Raw genomic sequence first — 18,111 nt, forward strand, 5'->3', positions numbered from 1 at the left:
CCATCGAAAACGAGTAGAACGTAGCACCCGGCCGCGGATCCTTCGAGTGCGTTACTCCGAGTTCGGATCCCGCTCCGGCAGCGGCCGTTCGACGACGACCGGACGTCCCATCGGATTGCGCACCCGGCGCTTGGCGGCCTGATAGACCAGGATCGTCTCGGCCGCAACCACATCCCAGGCGAAGTCGGCGGTGAGCCGCTCCCGCGCGGCGAACGCGCGGTCCTGCGCGGCGCGCGGATCATCCAGCACCGCGCACGCCGCCTCGACCAGGCCGGACACGTCCGCGGGCGCGAAGGACGCACCCGTCACACCGTCCACGACCAACTCGCCGAGTCCGCCCGCATTCGAGGTGACCAGCGGGATACCCGCCGCGGCCGCCTCGAGCGCGACGATGCCGAAAGGCTCGTAGCGGCTGGGTAATACCACCGCGTCGGCGCCGTGCAGCCAGCCCAGCAGCTCCTCGTGATCGAGACGGCCGACGAAATTCACCGCCCGCGCCACCCGATGCACCCGGGCGCGCTCACGCAGCCACTCGAACTGGGTGCCCACACCGGCGACGGTCAGCGTCGTGCCCGGATGCGCGCGCCGGATCCGGGGCAGCGCCGCGATCGCGTCCTGCACGCCCTTCTCGTACTCCAACCGCCCGACGTACAGCAGCCGCGGCGGGCCCGAGCGCGGACCCCGGGCGCGAAAAGGCCAGGCCCCCACATCGATTCCGTTGCGGATCACCCGCAGCGGCACCCGCTCGGGGTGATAGAGCCGCTCCACCTCGTCCTGCATCGAGGCCGAACACGTGATGAGCGCATCGGATTCATTGGCCAGCCACCACTCCACCGAGTGCACCTGCCGGTTGACCCGGCCGGACACCCAGCCGCTGTGCCGTCCGGCCTCGGTGGCGTGGATGGTGGAAACCAGTGGCACGTCGAAGTATTCGGCCAGGGCGATGGCCGGATGCGCGACCAGCCAGTCGTGCGCGTGCACCACGTCGGGCGTCCAGCCCTCGGCGATGCCCGGCTTGCTCAGCGCCACGCCCGCGCGCACCATCGCATGTCCCATCGCCAGGGTCCAGGCGAGCATGTCCTCGCCGAAGTCGAAGGCGGGAGGGTCCTCCGCGACCGCGACAACCAGGACCCGGTCCTCGATATAGGTGTGCGTGGGGTGGGTGGAGGCATCGGTGCCCATCGGCCGACGGGCCAGCACGACGACCTCGTGTCCGGCGACGGCCAATTCGGTGGCCAGGTGATGCACGTGGCGGCCCAGGCCGCCGACCACGACCGGTGGGTACTCCCACGACACCATCAAGATCTTCATGCTGGTCCTCTGTGTTCGATGTGGCCGCCCGCCGAGGGTGCCATCGATGCCGCAGGGCCCAGCCGCCGCGCGTCCAACGCGGGAAAGAGTCCGTCGGCCGCGTACCATCCTGCCGCCAGATCACGCGCCTTGGCCAGTTGCCCGCCCAACACCGCCGCGGCGATCTCCCGCACCGCGTGCGAATGCCGATGCGCGCGATCGCGGGCATATCCGGCGGCGGAGTCCTTACTGACCATGAACGCCCAGTCGCTGGACACCGCCAGCACGACCTCGCGCAGCAGCTGATCGGCGACGCGATCGCGCACCTGCACGCCGCCGGCCTCAGCGCGCATCTTGTCCAGCGTCTCCAGGGTGAAGCGCACGATCTCGGCATTGAGCTCGACCAGATCGCGCACCTGATCCCCGGCCCACACCCGCCAGTCCTTGCCCGAACCCCAGGACGAGTCCGCGAGCTGAACCGGTTGTCCCACATAACCGTTCGCGCGGGCGTCGGCCAGCGTGCCGACGGTGACGCCGGCCTCGGGCAGCGCGCGCAGCACCTGCTCGAGCCACTGTGGGCCCTCGTGCCACCAGTGCCCGAACAGTTCGGTGTCGAACGCGGCCACCACCAGCGCCGGGCGTCCGATGCGCGCGGATTCGGCGATCAGGCGCTCGCGCACGGTCGCCACGAAGTCGGCGACGTCGCGCCGCACCGCCGCGGCCGCGAGCTCCGGATCGTAGGGCGCCTTGTCCGGGCCTTCGACCTGCTTTCCGGTGACCCGCGCGGGTTTGAGGCCCGTGGCGTGGTCGTAATGATGGAAGTCGCGGTACGCGCCGTGCCCCGGATATCCCGACTTCGGCGACCACACGCGGTAACTCACCTGCAGGTCCCGGCCGAAGGCCAGCACATCCGAATCCCGCACCGCCCGACCGAGACTCGTGTCGCCGCGCAGGGCCGGGCCGTCGACCATGAAGTGCGTCACACCCGCGGCCGCGTATTCGGTTTCCATGCCCGGGGTGAAACCGCATTCGGGAGCCCAGATACCCGTGGGGGTGTGCCCCCACCGGTGCTGCGCGTCGGCCAGGCCCTCGGCGAGTTCGTAGGTGCGCAGCCGCGAATCCAGCAGCGGCTGGAACGGATGCGACAGCGGCCCGCCGAGCAGCTCGATCGTCCCGGCGTCGATCAGCTCCCGCCACACCGGCGAACCGCCGTGCCGCCAGCGCTGTTCGAAATCGGCCAGCGCGGCCGCGGCGAGGCCGTGTTCGTGGCGGCCGAGCGCGACGTTCCCGGCCATCGCGGCCTCGTCGGCGCGCAACTGCCAGTTGCCGAGCCAGTGATGCATTCCGGCCAGGGCGTGCGGATCGTCCAGCTGAGCGGCCAGCACCGGCGTGATGCCCAGGCTCAGCAGATTCGAACGCCCCTCGGCGGCAAGGGTTCTCAACACTCGCGCCACGGGCAGATAGGACGCGGCCCAGGACTGGTAGAGCCACTCCTCGCCCACCGGCCACCGCCCGTGATGGGCCAGCCAGGGCAGATGTGAGTGCAGCACCAGGGTGAACTGCCCCGGCACCGCGTGGGTCTCGGCGTCGGATACGCCGGTCACGGCTTCACCGCGATCGCGACCAGGTCCAGGCTCGCATCGATGCGCGGATCCCATACTCCGCCGAAACCTTCCGGCCCGTGGTCCGCCGGTGTGATGTCCAGGGCGAAATCCGCACTGCGGACCGCGGCGACGTCGGCGGCCAGATCGACGGGCCAGGGTTCACCGGCGAGCGCGCGCTCGATCTGCGCGTCGATGATCGATCCGCCCCACTTCCGGTCCAGCGCAACGATTTCGGGACCGTGGTGCACACCGGTCATCACCTCGAGCCGAAAACCAGCCTCCACCAACAGTTCCGCCATCTCCGAGGCGGCGAGCTCGCGGGTGTGGAAGGGGTTCAGCGGCGTATCGCGGCCGGGCGAGAAGGTGATCCGATTCGGCGTGCTGATCAGCAACTCACCACCGGGACGCAGCACCCGCAGACATTCGCGCAGGAACTGCCCCTGATCCCAAAGGTGTTCGATCACCTGGAAATTCACCACCACGTCGACCGAATCGTCGTCCAGCGGCAGCTCGGCGAGATTCCCCTGGAGCATCTCCACCCGCGGGTAGGCCGCGCGCACGTGCTCGACCGCGCTCGCGTCGTAGTCCAGGCCGATCACCCGGGCGGCGACACCGGCGATCATGTTCGCGCCGTATCCCTCACCGGATCCGGCCTCGAGCACGGTGCGACCGACGCAGCGCGAAAGCAGTCGCAGATAGGCGATCTCGTGACGACGGAACCAGTAGTTCTCCTCCGGAATGCCCGGCACGGTCCGTTCACCGGTCAGCGGTAACGGGTCCACCACACTGGCTTCCTCAGGGGAGAAAACGGCCTCACTCATTCAACAGACGTTAGCGGTTGCCTGTATCACACCGACGCGCGGAGGTGTCGATGCAGAACATCACACCGTAAGTTACCCATGAGTAACTTAACGTAGGGTAATGTCCCGAATCGAGCTACTTCCGTGGACGTACGGCCCTCGTGCGACCCCACTTTCACGTGTCCACCAGAACAGGAGGTCGACGAAGACCAATGCCGAACATCGTCGTACTGATCAAGCAGGTTCCCGACACCTGGTCCGAGCGCAAGCTGACCGATGGTGACTACACCCTCGACCGGGAGGCCGCCGACGCCATCCTGGACGAGATCAACGAGCGTGCCGTCGAAGAGGCCCTGCTGATCAAGGAAGCGCAGGGCGGCGAGGTGACGGTCCTGGCCATGGGCCCCGAGCGTGCCACCGAGGCCATCCGCAAGGCGCTGTCCATGGGCGCCGACAAGGCGATTCACGTCAAGGACGACGCGATCCACGGCTCGGACGCCGTGCAGACCGCGTACGTTCTGGCCGCCGCGCTGGGCCAGGTCGAGGGTGTCGAGTTGGTCATCGCCGGCAACGAGGCCACCGACGGCCGCAGCGGCGCGGTGCCCGCGATCATCGCCGAGTACATCGGCATCCCGCAGCTGACGCACCTGCGCAAGCTGACCGTCGACGGCGAGAAGATCACCGGCGAGCGCGAGACCGACGAGGGCGTGTTCAAGCTCGAGGCCAGCCTGCCCGCCATCGTCTCGGTCACCGAGAAGATCAACGAGCCGCGCTTCCCCTCCTTCAAGGGCATCATGGCCGCGAAGAAGAAGGAAGTGCAGACCTTCACCCTGGCCGACCTGGGCGTGGATCCGGCCACCGTCGGCGTGGCCAACGCGGGCTCCGCAGTCACCGGTGTCACCCCCAAGCCGCCGCGCACGGCGGGCGAGAAGATCGCCGACGAGGGCGAGGGCGGTAACCAGATCTCCGCCTACCTGGTCGGCCAGAAGATCATCTGATACCGCCCCCGAGCAACTCCCAGGAGAAGAGAACAATGGCAGAAGTACTCGTGCTCGTGGAGCACGCCGACGGTGCGGTCAAGAAGGTCAGCACCGAACTCCTCACCGCCGCCCGCACACTGGGCACCCCGGCCGCGGTCGTGCTCGGCCCGGCCGGCACCGGTGACAAGCTCGCCGACGCGCTCGCCGCGGCCGGCGCCGAGAAGATCTACGTCGCCGAGTCCGACGACGTGGACGGCTTCCTGGTCACCCCGAAGGTCGACGTGCTGGCCGGCCTGAGCGAATCGGCCGCCCCGGCAGCCGTTCTGGTCGCCGCCTCCGCCGAAGGCAAGGAGGTGTCGGGTCGTCTGGCCGCCCGCATCGGTTCGGGCCTGCTCACCGACGTCATCGACGTCAAGTCGGACGGCATCGTCACGCACTCCATCTTCGGTGGCGCGTTCACCGTGGACGCCAAGGCCACCGGCGACGTGCCGGTGATCTCGGTGCGCCCGGGCGCGATCGAGGCCGCCCCGCAGGCCGGCGCCGGCGAGAAGGTGAGCGTCGAGGTTCCCGCGCAGGAAGAGGGCGTCACCAAGGTGACCTCCCGCGAGCCCGTGGTCGGCGGCGACCGGCCGGAGCTCACCGAGGCCACCATCGTGGTCTCCGGTGGCCGCGGTGTCGGCAGCGAGGACAACTTCCACAAGGTCATCGAGCCGCTCGCCGATGCCCTCGGCGCGGCGGTGGGCGCCTCGCGCGCCGCGGTCGACTCGGGTTACTACCCGGGTCAGTTCCAGGTCGGCCAGACCGGTAAGACGGTCTCCCCGCAGCTCTACGTCGCACTGGGCATTTCCGGTGCCATCCAGCACCGCGCGGGTATGCAGACCTCGAAGACCATCGTCGCGGTCAACAAGGACGAGGAAGCCCCGATCTTCGAGATCAGCGATTACGGCATCGTGGGCGACCTGTTCAATGTCGCCCCGCAGCTGACCGAAGCGGTCAAGACCCACAAGGGCTAGTCCGTTCGGACCTGCACTACTGTGGCCCCGGCTGGAAACAGCCGGGGCCACTGTTGTTTTCGATCACAAGAGTTTGTAACGGTTCGGTCGCTGTCATCCTGAATTACTGCTAATGTTGGCCCGCGTCGGGTTACGGGAGTGGTCGGGTCCCGCATCGGCGTTGCCGTCGCGAGATCGCCTGTCCCGGCGGCATTTCCAGCATTCAAGGGCAGGCCTGCGCCTGCCCGGTTCCAGAGAAGTTGACAGGCATGATCCGGTCGCGGGCAAGACGCGACCGACGAGCTGAGGAAGGCGAGGCGGCCGGACACCCGGCAAGAGGAAACCTGATGAATCAATCTACTGCCGTGACGATTTCGTGGATCCTCGCCGTGGTGCTCCTCCTGGCCGTCTGCGCGGCGGTCTACGCGGTCTACTATGCGGCCCAGCAGCGCGCACGCGCCGAGACCGCAGCCCGCGAGGTCACCTCGCGCGAGGACGAGCTCGAGTATTTCGTCACCACGACGATGCCCTTCGCGGTCGAGTCCACAAGACATTCGGACAGCCAGGTGGAACTACCCACCGGCAACGAGCGCTTCCCCCGCCTGCTGCGCGGGCTGGCCGAGCGCTACATCTCGGATCTGCACATGGTGCAGGCCGAGACCCGCGACCGAACCCGTCACGAGACGGAATTTGAAGCGCAGCAAGCAATTTCGCAAGCCGAAAGCGCCGGGCGGGCCGAGATCGAGGCTGCCCGCGCGGAAGCGGACAAGGTCCGCAACGACGTCCAGGCCGGTGCGCACGAGGCCACCAGTGCCGCGGTGCGCTCGTTCGGCACGTCGGTGGTCAGCCTGGGCGCCGACGTCGGCCAGGTGGTCAGCGACGCGCTGCGCCGCCACCGCGGCGACGAGGTCTACGAGACGCTCTCCCGCATCGACCACAACGTCCAGCAGATGATCCGTCAGGCGCAGTCCTACGTGATCGTCTGTGGTGGTCTGCCCGGTCGCCGCTGGCCCCAGCAGTCGCTGACCGACATCGTCGGCGGCGCCATCGGCCGTGTGCGTGACTACACCCGAGTCCGGCCCGGACAGCTCGACCGGGTGGTGATCAGCCGTGCGGTCGAGCCGCTGGTGCACACCCTGGCCACCCTGCTGGACAACGCGCTGCGCTACTCGCCGCCGACCTCCTTCGTGGACGTCAGCTTCCAGGAAGGCCATCACGGCGTCACGATCATCATCGACGACGCCGGCGTGCGGATGAACGCCGAGCAGATGGAAGAGGCTCGGCAGATCCTGGCCGGCGAGCGCGCCGTGGACATCCACCAACTCGGCCCCGCACCCCGAGTCGGTCTGCCCGGTATCGCCGCCCTGGCCCGACGCTACGGCTTCAGCGTTTACGTCGATGGCCCCAACGCGTACGGGGGTATGCGCGCCATGGTATTCGTTCCCGAAACCCTGCTCACCGAACGCAAGAACACCGATCAACCCGCCGCGGAGCCGGCGGTACCGGCGGTGTCCGCCCCCGTACCCGTGGAACCCGTTGCGGCGCAACCGAATCCGCCGATGCCCGCACCCGCCCAGATCAGGGAGCCGGAGCCGGTGTCGATGCAGGATCCGGAGCCCGTCACCACCTCGACCGTGCACGAGATCACCCCGGGCGGCCTGCCGCGCCGCCGTCGCCGGACCGTTTCGGTCTCCAGCGTGGCGCGACTGGCCAGCGCCGAGGACGGCACCGTCTCCGAAACCACCGCGCTGCCCCGCCCCGAGATCGCGACCGCGTGGCACAGCGGTTCCCAGAGCGGCCGCGCCGCATTCGACGAACACAGCGAAGGGATGACATCCTGATGGGCACACCCGGTACAGCCGTCACAGACGGCAACAAACTGGCCTGGATGCTCGACGATCTCCACGTTCCCGGCGTTCGCTTCGCCGTCCTGCTCTCCGAAGACGGTCTGCGCATCGCCCATGTGGGCGCCATCAGCCTCGACGACGCGGAGCGTTTCGCCGCCGCGTCCTCCGGGCTACGTTCGCTGGGCAAGGCCCTGGGCGAATTCTGCGGTACGGCGAATGCGGTGCGGCAGAACATGACCGAGTACGACGACGGGATGATCTTCATCACCGCGGCCGGTGAGGGCGCCCTGATCGGCGTGTCGACCACCAGCGAGGTCGACGTCAGCATGGTTGCCCACAGGATGAACGAACTCGCCGGCCGGGTCGGCCGGGAGCTCGGTAGCCTTCCGCGCCAGCACTAGCGGCCGGTGACATGAGTAACCACCGGCGCGACCCGGATCTGGTGCGTTCGTATGTCCGTACAGGCGGTCGTCTGCGTCCCAGTCGAGAACTCGACCTGGTGACCCTCGTCGTCGCAGCTCAGGATCCAGCACCCGGCGCGAGCCCGGATGCCTTGAGGGTCCTGGGTGTGTGCAATCGACGCCGCGTGCTCTCGCTGGCCGAGATCGCCGCCTACCTGGATCTACCACCCTCGGTGGTCAAGATCCTCGCATCCGACCTGCTGGACAGCGGCCACCTGGCCACACCGGCCCCGGCGAAATCCGTGCCGGAGCTTGCTCTGCTCGAGGAGGTACTCAATGGGCTCCGCGCTCTCGCCGTCTGAGTCTGCGGTCCCCGACCGCACCGTCGACTATGTGCCCGAGACCGTGACCCGGTCGGTGAAGCTACTGGTCGCCGGTAATTTCGGCGTCGGCAAGACGACGTTCGTGGGCAGCGTGTCCGAGATCCGGCCGCTGCGCACCGAGGAGACCATCACCGAGGCCAGCGTCGGCATCGACGATATGGCCGGCTTGCCCGGCAAGGTAACCACCACCGTGGCAATGGATTTCGGCCGCATCACGCTGAACCCGCAACTGGCGCTGTACCTTTTCGGCACGCCGGGACAGCGGCGGTTCATCCCGCTGTGGGAGGAACTGTCCCGCGGCGCGCTCGGCGCGCTGGTCCTGGTCGACACCCGGCGCATCGACAAGGCCGACGAGGTGCTCGCGGTCCTCGAGGAACGTGGCGTGCCGTATTCGGTCGCGGTCAACGAGTTCGAGGGTTCGCAGCGGTATCCGCTCAGCGAGATCCGCGACGCTCTGGACCTCGAGCCCGGCACACCGCTGACCGCCCTGGACGCGCGCGACCGCGGCACCTGTCTGCGTTCACTGATCACCCTGGTCGAACATCTCTTCCACCGCGTCGAGATCCGCGGCTAGAGCTCACGAGCTGTGCAGTGCGGCCAGCAACGTCACCAGAATCGGTGAGGGCCGCACATCACTGCGCACGACCGAGGACACCGGTATCCGCAGCGGGTTCCCGGCCAGGTTCAATCGGGCGATCCCCTCGACGGCACTGTTCGCGTACAGGATGGTCCACGCGTCCGGGCGATTGATCAGTTCCATCGTCGCCGTGTGATCCGGCGGGATCGGCGGGCCGAAGGTGGGCCGAACCGGCAGATCCGCGAACGCGGAGCGCACCACGTTGTGCAGCAGCACCTGTTCCTGTTCCGGCGGCAGCAACAACGGGTAATTACCCAACTGGGTGAGTGTGACGTCCTCGCGTCCGGCGAGCGGATGCGATGTCGAGGCGGCCAACTCGAGGTCCTCCACCCACAGTTGTTCGACCGTCAGACCGGGCTGATCGACGCTGCCACGGATGAGAGCAAGATCACAATCGCCATCTGCTACCGCGGCGATGCGCTGCCGGAACGGCTTGATCACGAACTCGATCTCCGCCCCCGGATGCGCGTCGCGCGCCCCGGCGATGGCCGACAGCGATCTTGTTGCGAAGGACATATTGGCGGCCAGGCGAATCCGCGGTCCGGATGCCCGCACAGCTGCGCGAATGGCCGATTCCAGACTCAGCATCTGTTTCGCAAGCGGAAGTAGCCGAGCGGTTGCGTCGGTCGGGACGACCGATCGCGTGGAGCGTTCGAAGAGCTGTACGCCAAGATCATGTTCGAGTCTGGCGATCTGGTGACTGATAGCCGATTGCGATATGAAGCACCGCGAAGCCGCCCTACTGAAGCTGAGCTCCTCGCAGACGGCGACGAAGTACGAGAGCTGCCGTAGTTCCATCACGAACTCCATTCATGAAAGATCCAGATAAGAGTCATCTGAATTATGCGCCCTGACCCGTGGAACAGTCTCCTTCCGGATCGCGTTTACTAATGACAGAAGGAGGCTGTCATGCAGAACGTGGATGCGGGTATCGAAGCCGCGGATGTCGTCATCGTCGGATCGGGCTTCGGCGGGCTCGCCGCCGCGAAGCAATTGAACAAGTCGGGGGTTGATTACGTCCTCATCTCGAGCACGCCGGAGCATTTGTTCCAGCCGCTGCTGTACCAAGTAGCGACGGGTGTGCTCCCGGCCACAGACATCGCCCCGCCGATCGCGCAGGTGCTGCGTCGGCACAAGGGTGCGGATGTGCGGCTGGGCAAGGTCGTCGAGATCGACGCCGACGCCGCGGTGCTCACCTACGAGACCGAGCAGGGCGCACGCAAGATCCGCTACGGGTCGCTGATCGCGGCCACCGGAGCCAACCAGTCCTATTTCGGCCGTGACGATTTCGCCGAGAAGACCTACTCGCTCAAGACCATCGACGACGCCCGCCGGCTGCGCGCGCAGATCGAGCGCGTCTTCGCCGACGCCGCCGGGGCCGACCAGCAGACCCGGGAGCGGCTGCTGAGCTTCGTGGTCGTCGGCGCCGGGCCGACCGGTGTCGAGGTCGCCGGTCAGCTCAAGGAACTCGCGAAAAGGTACTACCACCAAGAGATTTCGGTCGCCCTCGTGGAGGGCGCCGGCGCCGTGCTGCCCCCGTTCGGCGGCAGCCTGTCGGAATACGCGCGGGAATCGTTGACCCGTAACGGCGTCGAGGTGCTGCTCGACACGTTCGTCACCGATATCGATGACGGCAAGGTGACGGTCAAGACCAAGGACGGCGTCGAGCGGGGCATCGCCGCCGAGACCGTGGTGTGGTCGGCGGGTGTGGCGGCCGGCGGATTCGCCGGACTGCTGGCCGAGGCCACCGGCTGCGAGACCGACCGCGCCGGGCGACTGCTGATCAACCAGGACTGCACCGTCGGCGGCCACGCCGACATCTACGCCATCGGCGATATGACCTCGCTGAACGGCTATCCGGGCCAGTCGCCCACGGCGATGCAGGAGGGCCGCCACGTCGCGGACATCATCCGCCGCAAGAAGCAGCCCGGCACCCCGTTCGTCTACTGGGACAAGGGATCCATGGCGGTGATCAGCCGGTTCAGCGCGGTCACCAAGGTCAGCGACAAGCTGAAGTTCACCGGCGTCATCGCGTGGACCACCTGGCTCGCGGTGCACCTGTTCTACCTGGTCGGGTTCCGCAACCGGTTCATCGCGGTCGCGTCGTGGCTGGTGGCCTTCATCGGCACCGGCCGTCCGGGCTTCGCCGAGACCGAGAAGGTCACCGCCGAACCCGCGGCCGAACAACGACGAGCGGCCTAGCCACTCCCCCGAGACCCTCCGGTATCGACCGGAGGGTCTCGTCGTCTGCGACGGACTCTCACGCAGCGCGTTCCACCTCCGTATCGGTCGTCGCCATCTCGAACAGCGCGTCGGCGAGCGCATCGGGCTCGACCCGCTCGACCTCGTTCGGCTCCACCGAGGCGAAATGCCCGGAGTCGTACAACCGCTGCGCCGCGCTCGTCTCGATGAGCCTGCTGATCTGCAGACTACCCACGCGCACCCCCGCCGGGCGGACCTGCTGAGCCGCCGAGCGCAGGTAGTTGAGCAGACCGGACTGCGGAATCCCGACACTGGCCAGCGCGGACTGCGGTTCATGCAGGGAACTGCCCTGAGCGACGAGCGCCGCGCCGGATCCGCGGCGCACCATCTCCGGCAACAGGGCGTGCAGGATGCGGACGGGGGTGGTCAGATTCAGCGGCAGCCAGGTTCGCAGGGTGTCCGCATCGAGGGCGAGCGCGTCCACCGGGAGGCGTTCGACGCCGCCCGGCGAATAGAGCAGCACATCCGGAATGCCATGGCGGGCACGCAGATTCGTCAGGGCGGTATCCACCTGCGCGTCGTCGGTCAGATCCGCCAGCAGGATATCCGCGGCGATGCCGTCGGCAGCCAGACTCCGCCGGAGCGTGTCCAGTGTGTCGCCGTTGCGCGCGATCAGCGTCACCGAGTACCCGGCGCGGCCGAAGCGGCGCGCGGCAGACAGACCGAGAGCGGGACCTGCGCCGAACACTGCCAGATGAGGCATGGCGAGTTCCTTTCACTGAAGTTGAGAAGGCGCTCAATTTGAGCACCCTCTCAACTTAGCTCGAAGTCGAGAGGGCGTTCAACTTGTTAGGCTGAAGTCATGGTGGACGCGGTCGAACGAGGAACTATCGCGAGTGCCGCATCGACGCGTCCGCGCCGCCGGGATGCCCGCGACAATCGGGACAGGGTCGTCGTCGCGGCCCGCAGCCGGTTCGCCACCGACGGACTGGATGCCTCGCTCAACGCGATCGCCCGCGATGCCGGAGTCAGCATCGGAACGCTCTACAACCACTTCCCGACCCGCGAGGAATTGATCGGCGAAGCACTGCTGGAGCAGGTGCGGGAGTCGGTGCGCAGCGCCGAGGCGGCACTGCGGGCCGCGGATCCGTGGACGGGGCTGGTCGAACATCTGACCACGCTGGGCTCGTGGCAGGCCCGCGACCGCGGATTCACCGATATCTGCGTGCGTTCCCTACCGCCGGACAGCCCCATTGAGATCGCGAAACATCAGGGCCACAGCCTGTTTCATCAACTGGTCGCCCGGGTGCGGGATTCCGGTGCGTTGCGCGCGGATGTCGAGGTCGCCGATATCGGGTTGCTGCTATGGTCGGCCGTGCGGGCGACCGAGGGGGTACGCGAGCAGGCGCCCGACGCCTGGCGGCGGCACCTCGGCATCCTGCTCGACGGGCTGCGCAGCGAGGCCGCGCATCCCCTGCCGGGGCCGCCGCTGGACCAGGAAATCCTGCGTACGGCAATGCGATTCGGGTAGCCGGTCGGGTCAGGCGCGGCGCAGCGACAGCACCGGAATCGTACGGATGCCCGCGGTCTTCTCCGCGTACTCCGCGAAACCCGGATAGCGGCCGGCCTGCTCGTCGAAGATCCGGTCCCGGTCCGCGCCGGTGACCTCGGCCACGGTGACCGGATAGGTCTCGGTACCGCGTTCGATCTGCGTGGATCCCGCGGTGGTGAGGTTGTAGTACCAATCCGGGTTGGTCGGCGCGCCCGCCTTGGACGCGAAGACGTAGACCAGATCCGGATCCTGATCGTCGGCCATGTACATCGTCGGAGTCACCGACTCACGTCCGCTCTTGCGGCCGCGATGATGGAGCAGCAACATCGGCGCACCCTCGAACGGCCCGCCCACACGTCCCTCGTTGGCACGGAACTCGGCGATGATATTCGCATTCCAGTCGCTCATGCGAACCATCCTTCCCGATATCTCGCCAGGTGAGGCCGATATCGGGTCGGCGCGGCGACGATCGATCGGCGCGGGGGCCAACTACATACCGTTGACCTCGACGATCGGGGCCGGATACACCGAGTGCGAGATACCGGACCGCCACGGCGTATGCACCGAGGCGCCGGACAACTGCGCCAGTTCGGGAAGCCAGCGGCGCACGTACTCCCCGTCCGGATCGTGCCGTTCGGCCTGACGGAGCGGATTGAGCACCCGGTTCGGGCGGGTGTCGGTGCCGGTGCCCGCCGCCCACTGCCAGTTGAGCTGATTGTTGGCCACATCCGCGTCGATCAGCCAGCGCCGGAAATGCGCGGCCCCGATACGCCAATCGATCCGCAGCGTCTTGGTCAGGAATGCGGCCACGATCAACCGGGCCCGGCCCGGCATCCACCCCTCGGCCACCAGCTGACGCATCGCGGCGTCGATCACCGGATATCCGGTGCGACCGCTACGCCATGCCTCGACGGCGTCCGGGTCGTCGCGCCATCCGGCGGGCGGGCGCCGGTAGTCGGTCCACCCGGCCTCCGGCCGATCGGCCAGCAGCTGGTGGTGGAAATCGCGCCAGGCCAGCTGACGTACGAAGGCGTGGCCGCCGGGGGTCGAGGTGTCGGTCCGATGCACCAGCTCGGTCGCGGAGACACAGCCGAAATGCAGATACGCGGACAGATGCGAGGTCGCGTCGGATGCGAGGTCGTCGCTCATCGAGTCGTACTCGCGGATCGGGCCGGACAGCCACTGCTTCATGAGCTTGCGACCGCTGGTCTCGCCGCCCACAGACATCTGCGGCGAGCCCGGTTCGGCACACAACTCCTGCGGCCGCGGCAGTTCGGCACCGTGCAACGGCGGCACCACGAACCGCGGCGGCGGCGCGAGTGGTCGGCGCACGGGCGTCTCCATCCACCGCCGGAAATACGGTGTGAAAACGGCGAAATGGCCGCGACCGGTGGCGGGCGACGGGTCGCCGGGTTTGGCCACCGTCACCGAGTCGTCATGCGCGTGCAGCAGACAATCCCGGCGCGCGAGCCGCTCGCGCAGCCGCCGCTCGCGCTCGCGGCTGTACCAGCTCACGTCGGCGGCGATGTGCACGCTCTCGGCGTGCGTGTGCGCGACCACCTTGTCCACCTCGTCCAGGACATCTCCGCGCCGGATCACCAGGCGCCCGTCCAGGGCGTGCAGTTCGTCGTCCAGCTCGCTCAGGGCGGTCAGCAGAAACCGGATCCGATTGGGCGACACCGGTTCCCGGGTGATGATCCGGTCGTCCAGAACGAAAAGCGGGACGACCGCAGCGCCCTCGCGACAGGCCGCACGCAACATCGGGTTGTCGTGCACGCGCAGATCGCGGGTGAACAGCGCAACCGTGACCGTCATCGGCTCCCACCTCCGGAGCAGCTATCTCCGGATCGAGCGGTGGACAGGAAAATCTTTGACACACTTACCCTTTCGAGATCGCGTCGGACATCCGGATACCCTCGGCGCCCACCGGTCAGACCGAGCACAGCGGAGCGATCGTGCCGAGCCCGCCCGTCGTGGGCGAGGTCAGATAGATACAGCTGTTCTCGCCCGCCGCGGTGATGGCGGCGCGGATCGCGGCCCAGTGTGCCGAGTCGAGCGCAGGCGTGCGGGAGAGCACGAAACCGGATATCCGCGCGGGATCGGTCACCAACGCCCAGTCGTAGTCGGCACCGAGCGCGGTCACGATGTAGTTGGCTGGGCCCTCGCGACGGTCCTGGGTCGGCACCCCCGGAAAGCTGACGTGCAGTTGGGCATCGGTCGCCGGATCGGTCACGGTCGCGGTTCCCGCGATCTGGTTCAACGATCCGTTCCAGGTGGTGCAGCTGTTGTGCACCGATACGTCGCCGCGGGCGTCGAGGGCATAGACAGCTCGCGTATCGCGGGCGCAGACGAGGTTGAAGTACTGCGGCACGGCGGCGAGCTGATACCAGGTGCCCAGATACCGCTGCAGGTCGAGGCGCGGCACCGGCGCGGGCGGGGCCGCGGACGCCGGCGGGGCGATGATCGCGAGGGCAGCCGCTGCGACGCCGAGCGCGCCGGCGAAACGGCCGAGCCACTGTGGTCGATCGGTGATCACACCGTTCTCCTTCGAATCGACTAGATACCCACTGTAGCAAGCTTTCGATGCATGAACGATGCAAAAGTCGCAACCGATGTTGGTGATGCCTGCGCCGGTCGCGCTGCGGTCCCACAGAAATCCACGGCCCTGGCCTCCTCGACACGAGCTCGCCTCAACGTTGACTCGGCGGTCCATATTGGAGGGCCGAACTGAGCATACGTCCGACTTCCTGCCGAAATACACACCCTCATCGATCCGGCTGCACCCCTCACCGCGCTCAGCTGACCGGCGCGGACCCATGTCGGGCCACATCGATCCATCGATGCACAATCGATGCGTTCGACTGATCGCCGCCTTCGCACCGGTCGCATCATCCGGTCGCCGAATCCGGCGACCGATCACGGTGTTCCCGCCTCCTTCGGAACACAGCAGCCTGAGGATCCCCGTGTTCGCCGCCTGCCCCGGTTCCGATCGTCCGGCCTTCGACAAGTCTTCTGCCGCAGGATGATCGGTTGTCCGCGAGCCCGGTTCGCGGTGGTGGCACACTACTTCGCGCTCGTCCGGGAAGTGGGACCGGCTCAACGCTTCGACGGCGAGTGCCCCACTCGCCTCAGGGCCGGTTCGCTGCGTCGGTCCGGGATCAGTCGTGAGTCTGGTTGTCGAGCGTGCGTCCGAGGATGTGGCGCAGGGCGAAATCCAGTTCGGGAGTGCGGAATCGGTGTCCGGCGGCCTGCAATCGGGCAGGTTGCACGCGCTGGCTGGCGACGGCCAGTTCGCGGACGCCCTCACTCCCCAGGAGCAGGGCCGGGCCGAATGCGGGGACCGGGAGCAGGGCGGGGCGATGCAGCACGTGGGACAGGGTGCGGGCATAGTCGGCATTGGTGACCGGTTGGGGCGCAACGGCATTGACCGGCCCGGTCAGCTCCGTGTCCCACAGTGCCCGGTGGTAGATGTCGACCAGATCATCGATGCCGATCCAGGACAGCCATTGGCGGCCGTCGCCGATGCGTCCGCCGAGTCCGGCCGCGAACAGCGGACGCTGTAGCCGCAGTGTGCCGCCGCGCGGCGATTGGACGATCCCGGTGCGGACGGTAACCACCCGAATGCGATCCGCGACCGCCTCGGCGGCGGACTCCCACCGGGTGACCAGATCCGCGAGGAAACCCGTACCGCGCGAACTGTTCTCGGTCAGTTGCTCCGCACCCCGGTCGGCGCCGTACAGGCCGATCGCGGAGGCACAGACGAAGGTGCGCACCCCGGACCTGGCGGCCAGGTCGGCGAGTCGCCGCGTCGGCTCGATCCGGCTGTCGGCGATGGCACGCTTGTGCGCGGCGGTGAACCGGCCCGCGATGGAGGCTCCCGCCAGATGCACCACCGCATCCACCCCCTCCAGCAGTGCCGGGTCCGGATCGGACGGATCCCACCGGCGCTCGCCGGAACCGGACGGTGCGCGGCGGACCAGGCGGATCACGGTATGACCGCCGGTGCTGAGCATCGCCGTGAGCGCGGCCCCGACCAGTCCGCGCGCACCGGTGACCGCGACGACCGACGGCGCCAGGCCGTGCTGGGCCGCGCGTCGATGCGCCGCCAGATCATCGGACAGCTGGCGAGATCGGTAGGCGAACATCGGCCGCAGGGCGAACTCCGGCACCGGGGAATCGACGCGATCCACCACCCGGGTGTGGTCCGCGTCCAGAGCCTCGAATTCGTGGGTGTGCCGCCATGGCAGCAGTCCGGCGGGCAGCGTGGTGAGCCCGCTGGTGACTACTTCGTCCACGAACCGATGCGGCGGGTCGTAATCCGCCGAACGATGCTGTGCCACCCAGGACAGCCCGCCCGGTAGTCCCAGGATCGCGCGCCCATCGGCCAGCGACCGAGCCTCCGATCGCACCCCGACCGGTTGCCACGGCGGAGCCAGCCGAGTGAACGCCCCCGGACGCTCGAACCAGGCGAAAACCTCGTGACGAGGCACAGCGACGACACTCGACCATTCGATGCCCACGAACCGAGCCTAACCATCCGAGAGCGGAATCCGGCTCATTCACCCGCCCCGCCCGGCAACGATCAGCTTGCCGCCGCCCGACCTCCGATGCAGTCGCCAGGCGAGAGCTCCCGACCCCAGCCGGGAGCCGTACCTGCTCAATTCCTGGCTGGGAGCCGATCGAGAATCTCCCGCAACAGATCGCCGTGCGCCCGCATCAACTCACCCTGTTCACGGAACATGGCATCGTGCCGATCCAGCCTGGCGTTCACCGCCCGGAACTCCGCTCGCATGGCATCGAGCTCTCCACGCACACCCGCGAGTTCCTCGTGCACAGCGGCGAACTGCCGATCCACATCAGCGAACTTCTCCCGCATACCGGCAAGCTCTTTGTGCACAGCAGCGAACTGCCGATCCACGTCCTCGAACTTCTCCCGCATACCAGCGAGTTCTTCGTGTACAGCAGCGAACTCCTGACGCATCCCGGCCAGCTCACCGTGCACGACAGCGAACTCCTGACGCATCCCCGCCAATTCACCGTGCACGACAGCAAATTCTTGACGCACACCGGCCAGCTCACCGTGCACAGCAGTGAATTCCTCACGCATCCCCGCCAGCTCACCGTGCACGACAGTGAATTCCTGACGCATCCCCGCCAGCTCACCATGTACAACGGTGAACTCCTGACGCATCCCCGCCAGCTCACCGTGCACGACAGCGAACTCCTGACGCATTTCTTGGAGGGTGCCGTGGACTCGGCCGAATTCTTCGAGCACCTTGTCGTGGTTGGTGGCTACGGTTACCTCGAGTTTGTCGAGGCGGCCGGTGGTGGCGACGGTGATGTGTTCCAAGTGGGTCACCCTGATCTCGAGCGGCGCGGTCACTGTGGGTCCTCTCAGTAGTGGGATGTTAGCAAGCCGTGGT

The 18,111-nt window shown here is 67.7% G+C and carries 18 protein-coding genes; 8 read left to right on the forward strand and 10 right to left on the reverse strand.

Going from position 1 to position 18,111, the window contains the following annotated elements; genetic code table 11:
• Window positions 1-51: 51 nt before the first annotated feature.
• From K7711_RS08045 to K7711_RS08055, 3 genes are read right to left on the reverse strand one after another with little or no spacing between them, the layout of a single operon-like run.
• Window positions 52-1,311, reverse strand: coding sequence for a glycosyltransferase family 4 protein (locus K7711_RS08045; RefSeq protein WP_040826448.1), 1,260 nt, complete (start codon window positions 1,309-1,311; stop codon window positions 52-54).
• Window positions 1,308-2,894, reverse strand: coding sequence for a 1,4-alpha-glucan branching protein domain-containing protein (locus K7711_RS08050; RefSeq protein WP_308014538.1), 1,587 nt, complete (start codon window positions 2,892-2,894; stop codon window positions 1,308-1,310). The genes K7711_RS08045 and K7711_RS08050 overlap by 4 nt, the downstream gene beginning before the upstream one ends.
• A complete protein-coding gene (locus K7711_RS08055) occupies window positions 2,891-3,715 on the reverse strand; it encodes a class I SAM-dependent methyltransferase (RefSeq protein ID WP_222966178.1) in 825 nt (274 codons plus the stop codon). The genes K7711_RS08050 and K7711_RS08055 overlap by 4 nt, the downstream gene beginning before the upstream one ends.
• A 191-nt stretch (window positions 3,716-3,906) precedes the next feature.
• Between K7711_RS08055 and K7711_RS08060 the strand changes: the two genes are divergently transcribed.
• The 6 genes from K7711_RS08060 to K7711_RS08085 all read left to right on the forward strand — a co-directional run bounded on the left by K7711_RS08060 (window position 3,907) and on the right by K7711_RS08085 (window position 8,871).
• Window positions 3,907-4,692: an electron transfer flavoprotein subunit beta/FixA family protein gene (locus tag K7711_RS08060; protein ID WP_222966179.1), complete on the forward strand. Its 786-nt coding sequence runs from the start codon at window positions 3,907-3,909 to the stop codon at window positions 4,690-4,692.
• Window positions 4,693-4,727: 35 nt separating this feature from the next.
• Entirely contained in the window at window positions 4,728-5,687 is a 960-nt protein-coding gene (locus tag K7711_RS08065) for an electron transfer flavoprotein subunit alpha/FixB family protein (RefSeq protein WP_222966181.1), read from the forward strand.
• Between the two features lie 326 nt (window positions 5,688-6,013).
• The gene (locus K7711_RS08070; RefSeq protein ID WP_222966183.1) at window positions 6,014-7,507 is read left to right on the forward strand and encodes an ATP-binding protein; all 1,494 of its coding nucleotides are present in this window, start codon (window positions 6,014-6,016) and stop codon (window positions 7,505-7,507) included.
• Window positions 7,507-7,914 carry a roadblock/LC7 domain-containing protein gene (locus tag K7711_RS08075; protein WP_040826456.1) on the forward strand — a complete coding sequence of 136 codons (408 nt, stop codon included), beginning with the start codon at window positions 7,507-7,509 and terminating at the stop codon, window positions 7,912-7,914. Before K7711_RS08070 ends, K7711_RS08075 begins: the two co-directional genes overlap by 1 nt.
• Window positions 7,915-7,925: 11 nt before the next feature.
• Complete coding sequence (locus K7711_RS08080) at window positions 7,926-8,276, forward strand: DUF742 domain-containing protein (RefSeq protein WP_040826457.1); 351 nt, start codon at window positions 7,926-7,928, stop codon at window positions 8,274-8,276.
• Entirely contained in the window at window positions 8,251-8,871 is a 621-nt protein-coding gene (locus K7711_RS08085) for a GTP-binding protein (RefSeq protein WP_222966185.1), read from the forward strand. The genes K7711_RS08080 and K7711_RS08085 overlap by 26 nt, the downstream gene beginning before the upstream one ends.
• Before the next feature lie 3 nt (window positions 8,872-8,874).
• Here the strand turns inward: K7711_RS08085 and K7711_RS08090 are convergent, their stop codons facing one another.
• Window positions 8,875-9,732: a LysR family transcriptional regulator gene (locus K7711_RS08090; RefSeq protein ID WP_040826745.1), complete on the reverse strand. Its 858-nt coding sequence runs from the start codon at window positions 9,730-9,732 to the stop codon at window positions 8,875-8,877.
• Window positions 9,733-9,843: 111 nt separating this feature from the next.
• Here K7711_RS08090 and K7711_RS08095 point away from each other — a divergent pair, with 111 nt between their 5' ends.
• Window positions 9,844-11,136, forward strand: a complete 1,293-nt coding sequence (locus K7711_RS08095) for an NAD(P)/FAD-dependent oxidoreductase (RefSeq protein WP_222966187.1) — start codon at window positions 9,844-9,846, stop codon at window positions 11,134-11,136.
• Window positions 11,137-11,194: 58 nt separating this feature from the next.
• Here the strand turns inward: K7711_RS08095 and K7711_RS08100 are convergent, their stop codons facing one another.
• Window positions 11,195-11,899, reverse strand: a complete 705-nt coding sequence (locus K7711_RS08100; protein ID WP_222966189.1) for an SDR family NAD(P)-dependent oxidoreductase — start codon at window positions 11,897-11,899, stop codon at window positions 11,195-11,197.
• A gap of 99 nt (window positions 11,900-11,998) precedes the next feature.
• Between K7711_RS08100 and K7711_RS08105 the strand changes: the two genes are divergently transcribed.
• On the forward strand, window positions 11,999-12,667 hold the full coding sequence (locus K7711_RS08105) for a TetR/AcrR family transcriptional regulator (protein ID WP_222966191.1): 669 nt from the start codon (window positions 11,999-12,001) through the stop codon (window positions 12,665-12,667).
• A 9-nt stretch (window positions 12,668-12,676) separates the two neighbouring features.
• Here K7711_RS08105 and K7711_RS08110 read toward each other — a convergent pair whose 3' ends face one another.
• The 5 genes from K7711_RS08110 to K7711_RS08130 form a co-directional block, all read right to left on the reverse strand.
• Window positions 12,677-13,105, reverse strand: coding sequence for a nitroreductase family deazaflavin-dependent oxidoreductase (locus K7711_RS08110; protein WP_372460107.1), 429 nt, complete (start codon window positions 13,103-13,105; stop codon window positions 12,677-12,679).
• Between the two features lie 72 nt (window positions 13,106-13,177).
• Complete coding sequence (locus K7711_RS08115) at window positions 13,178-14,503, reverse strand: cryptochrome/photolyase family protein (RefSeq protein WP_222966195.1); 1,326 nt, start codon at window positions 14,501-14,503, stop codon at window positions 13,178-13,180.
• Between the two features lie 115 nt (window positions 14,504-14,618).
• Window positions 14,619-15,224 (reverse strand): lipocalin family protein, encoded by a 606-nt coding sequence (locus K7711_RS47400; protein WP_308014539.1) that lies wholly within the window; start codon window positions 15,222-15,224, stop codon window positions 14,619-14,621.
• A 622-nt stretch (window positions 15,225-15,846) separates the two neighbouring features.
• Complete coding sequence (locus tag K7711_RS08125) at window positions 15,847-17,208, reverse strand: TIGR01777 family oxidoreductase (protein WP_222966199.1); 1,362 nt, start codon at window positions 17,206-17,208, stop codon at window positions 15,847-15,849.
• 137 nt (window positions 17,209-17,345) lie between these two features.
• Window positions 17,346-18,071, reverse strand: a complete 726-nt coding sequence (locus tag K7711_RS08130; RefSeq protein ID WP_222966201.1) for a hypothetical protein — start codon at window positions 18,069-18,071, stop codon at window positions 17,346-17,348.
• Between the last annotated feature and the right edge of the window lie 40 nt (window positions 18,072-18,111).

Origin of the sequence: Nocardia coffeae, from assembly GCF_019890715.1 — a bacterium.
Taxonomy (GTDB): domain Bacteria; phylum Actinomycetota; class Actinomycetes; order Mycobacteriales; family Mycobacteriaceae; genus Nocardia; species Nocardia jiangxiensis.

Bases quoted from the DNA above. Each gene is read 5' to 3' on its own strand.
- K7711_RS08115 (WP_222966195.1), bottom strand. From the start codon at position 14,503: ATGACGGTCACGGTTGCGCTGTTCACCCGCGATCTGCGCGTGCACGAC.
- K7711_RS08095 (WP_222966187.1), top strand. From the start codon at position 9,844: ATGCAGAACGTGGATGCGGGTATCGAAGCCGCGGATGTCGTCATCGTC.
- K7711_RS08045 (WP_040826448.1), bottom strand. From the start codon at position 1,311: ATGAAGATCTTGATGGTGTCGTGGGAGTACCCACCGGTCGTGGTCGGC.
- K7711_RS08070 (WP_222966183.1), top strand. From the start codon at position 6,014: ATGAATCAATCTACTGCCGTGACGATTTCGTGGATCCTCGCCGTGGTG.
- K7711_RS08090 (WP_040826745.1), bottom strand. From the start codon at position 9,732: ATGGAACTACGGCAGCTCTCGTACTTCGTCGCCGTCTGCGAGGAGCTC.
- K7711_RS08055 (WP_222966178.1), bottom strand. From the start codon at position 3,715: ATGAGTGAGGCCGTTTTCTCCCCTGAGGAAGCCAGTGTGGTGGACCCG.
- K7711_RS08075 (WP_040826456.1), top strand. From the start codon at position 7,507: ATGGGCACACCCGGTACAGCCGTCACAGACGGCAACAAACTGGCCTGG.
- K7711_RS08110 (WP_372460107.1), bottom strand. From the start codon at position 13,105: ATGGTTCGCATGAGCGACTGGAATGCGAATATCATCGCCGAGTTCCGT.
- K7711_RS08100 (WP_222966189.1), bottom strand. From the start codon at position 11,899: ATGCCTCATCTGGCAGTGTTCGGCGCAGGTCCCGCTCTCGGTCTGTCT.
- K7711_RS08105 (WP_222966191.1), top strand. From the start codon at position 11,999: ATGGTGGACGCGGTCGAACGAGGAACTATCGCGAGTGCCGCATCGACG.
- K7711_RS08060 (WP_222966179.1), top strand. From the start codon at position 3,907: ATGCCGAACATCGTCGTACTGATCAAGCAGGTTCCCGACACCTGGTCC.
- K7711_RS08065 (WP_222966181.1), top strand. From the start codon at position 4,728: ATGGCAGAAGTACTCGTGCTCGTGGAGCACGCCGACGGTGCGGTCAAG.
- K7711_RS08085 (WP_222966185.1), top strand. From the start codon at position 8,251: ATGGGCTCCGCGCTCTCGCCGTCTGAGTCTGCGGTCCCCGACCGCACC.
- K7711_RS08080 (WP_040826457.1), top strand. From the start codon at position 7,926: ATGAGTAACCACCGGCGCGACCCGGATCTGGTGCGTTCGTATGTCCGT.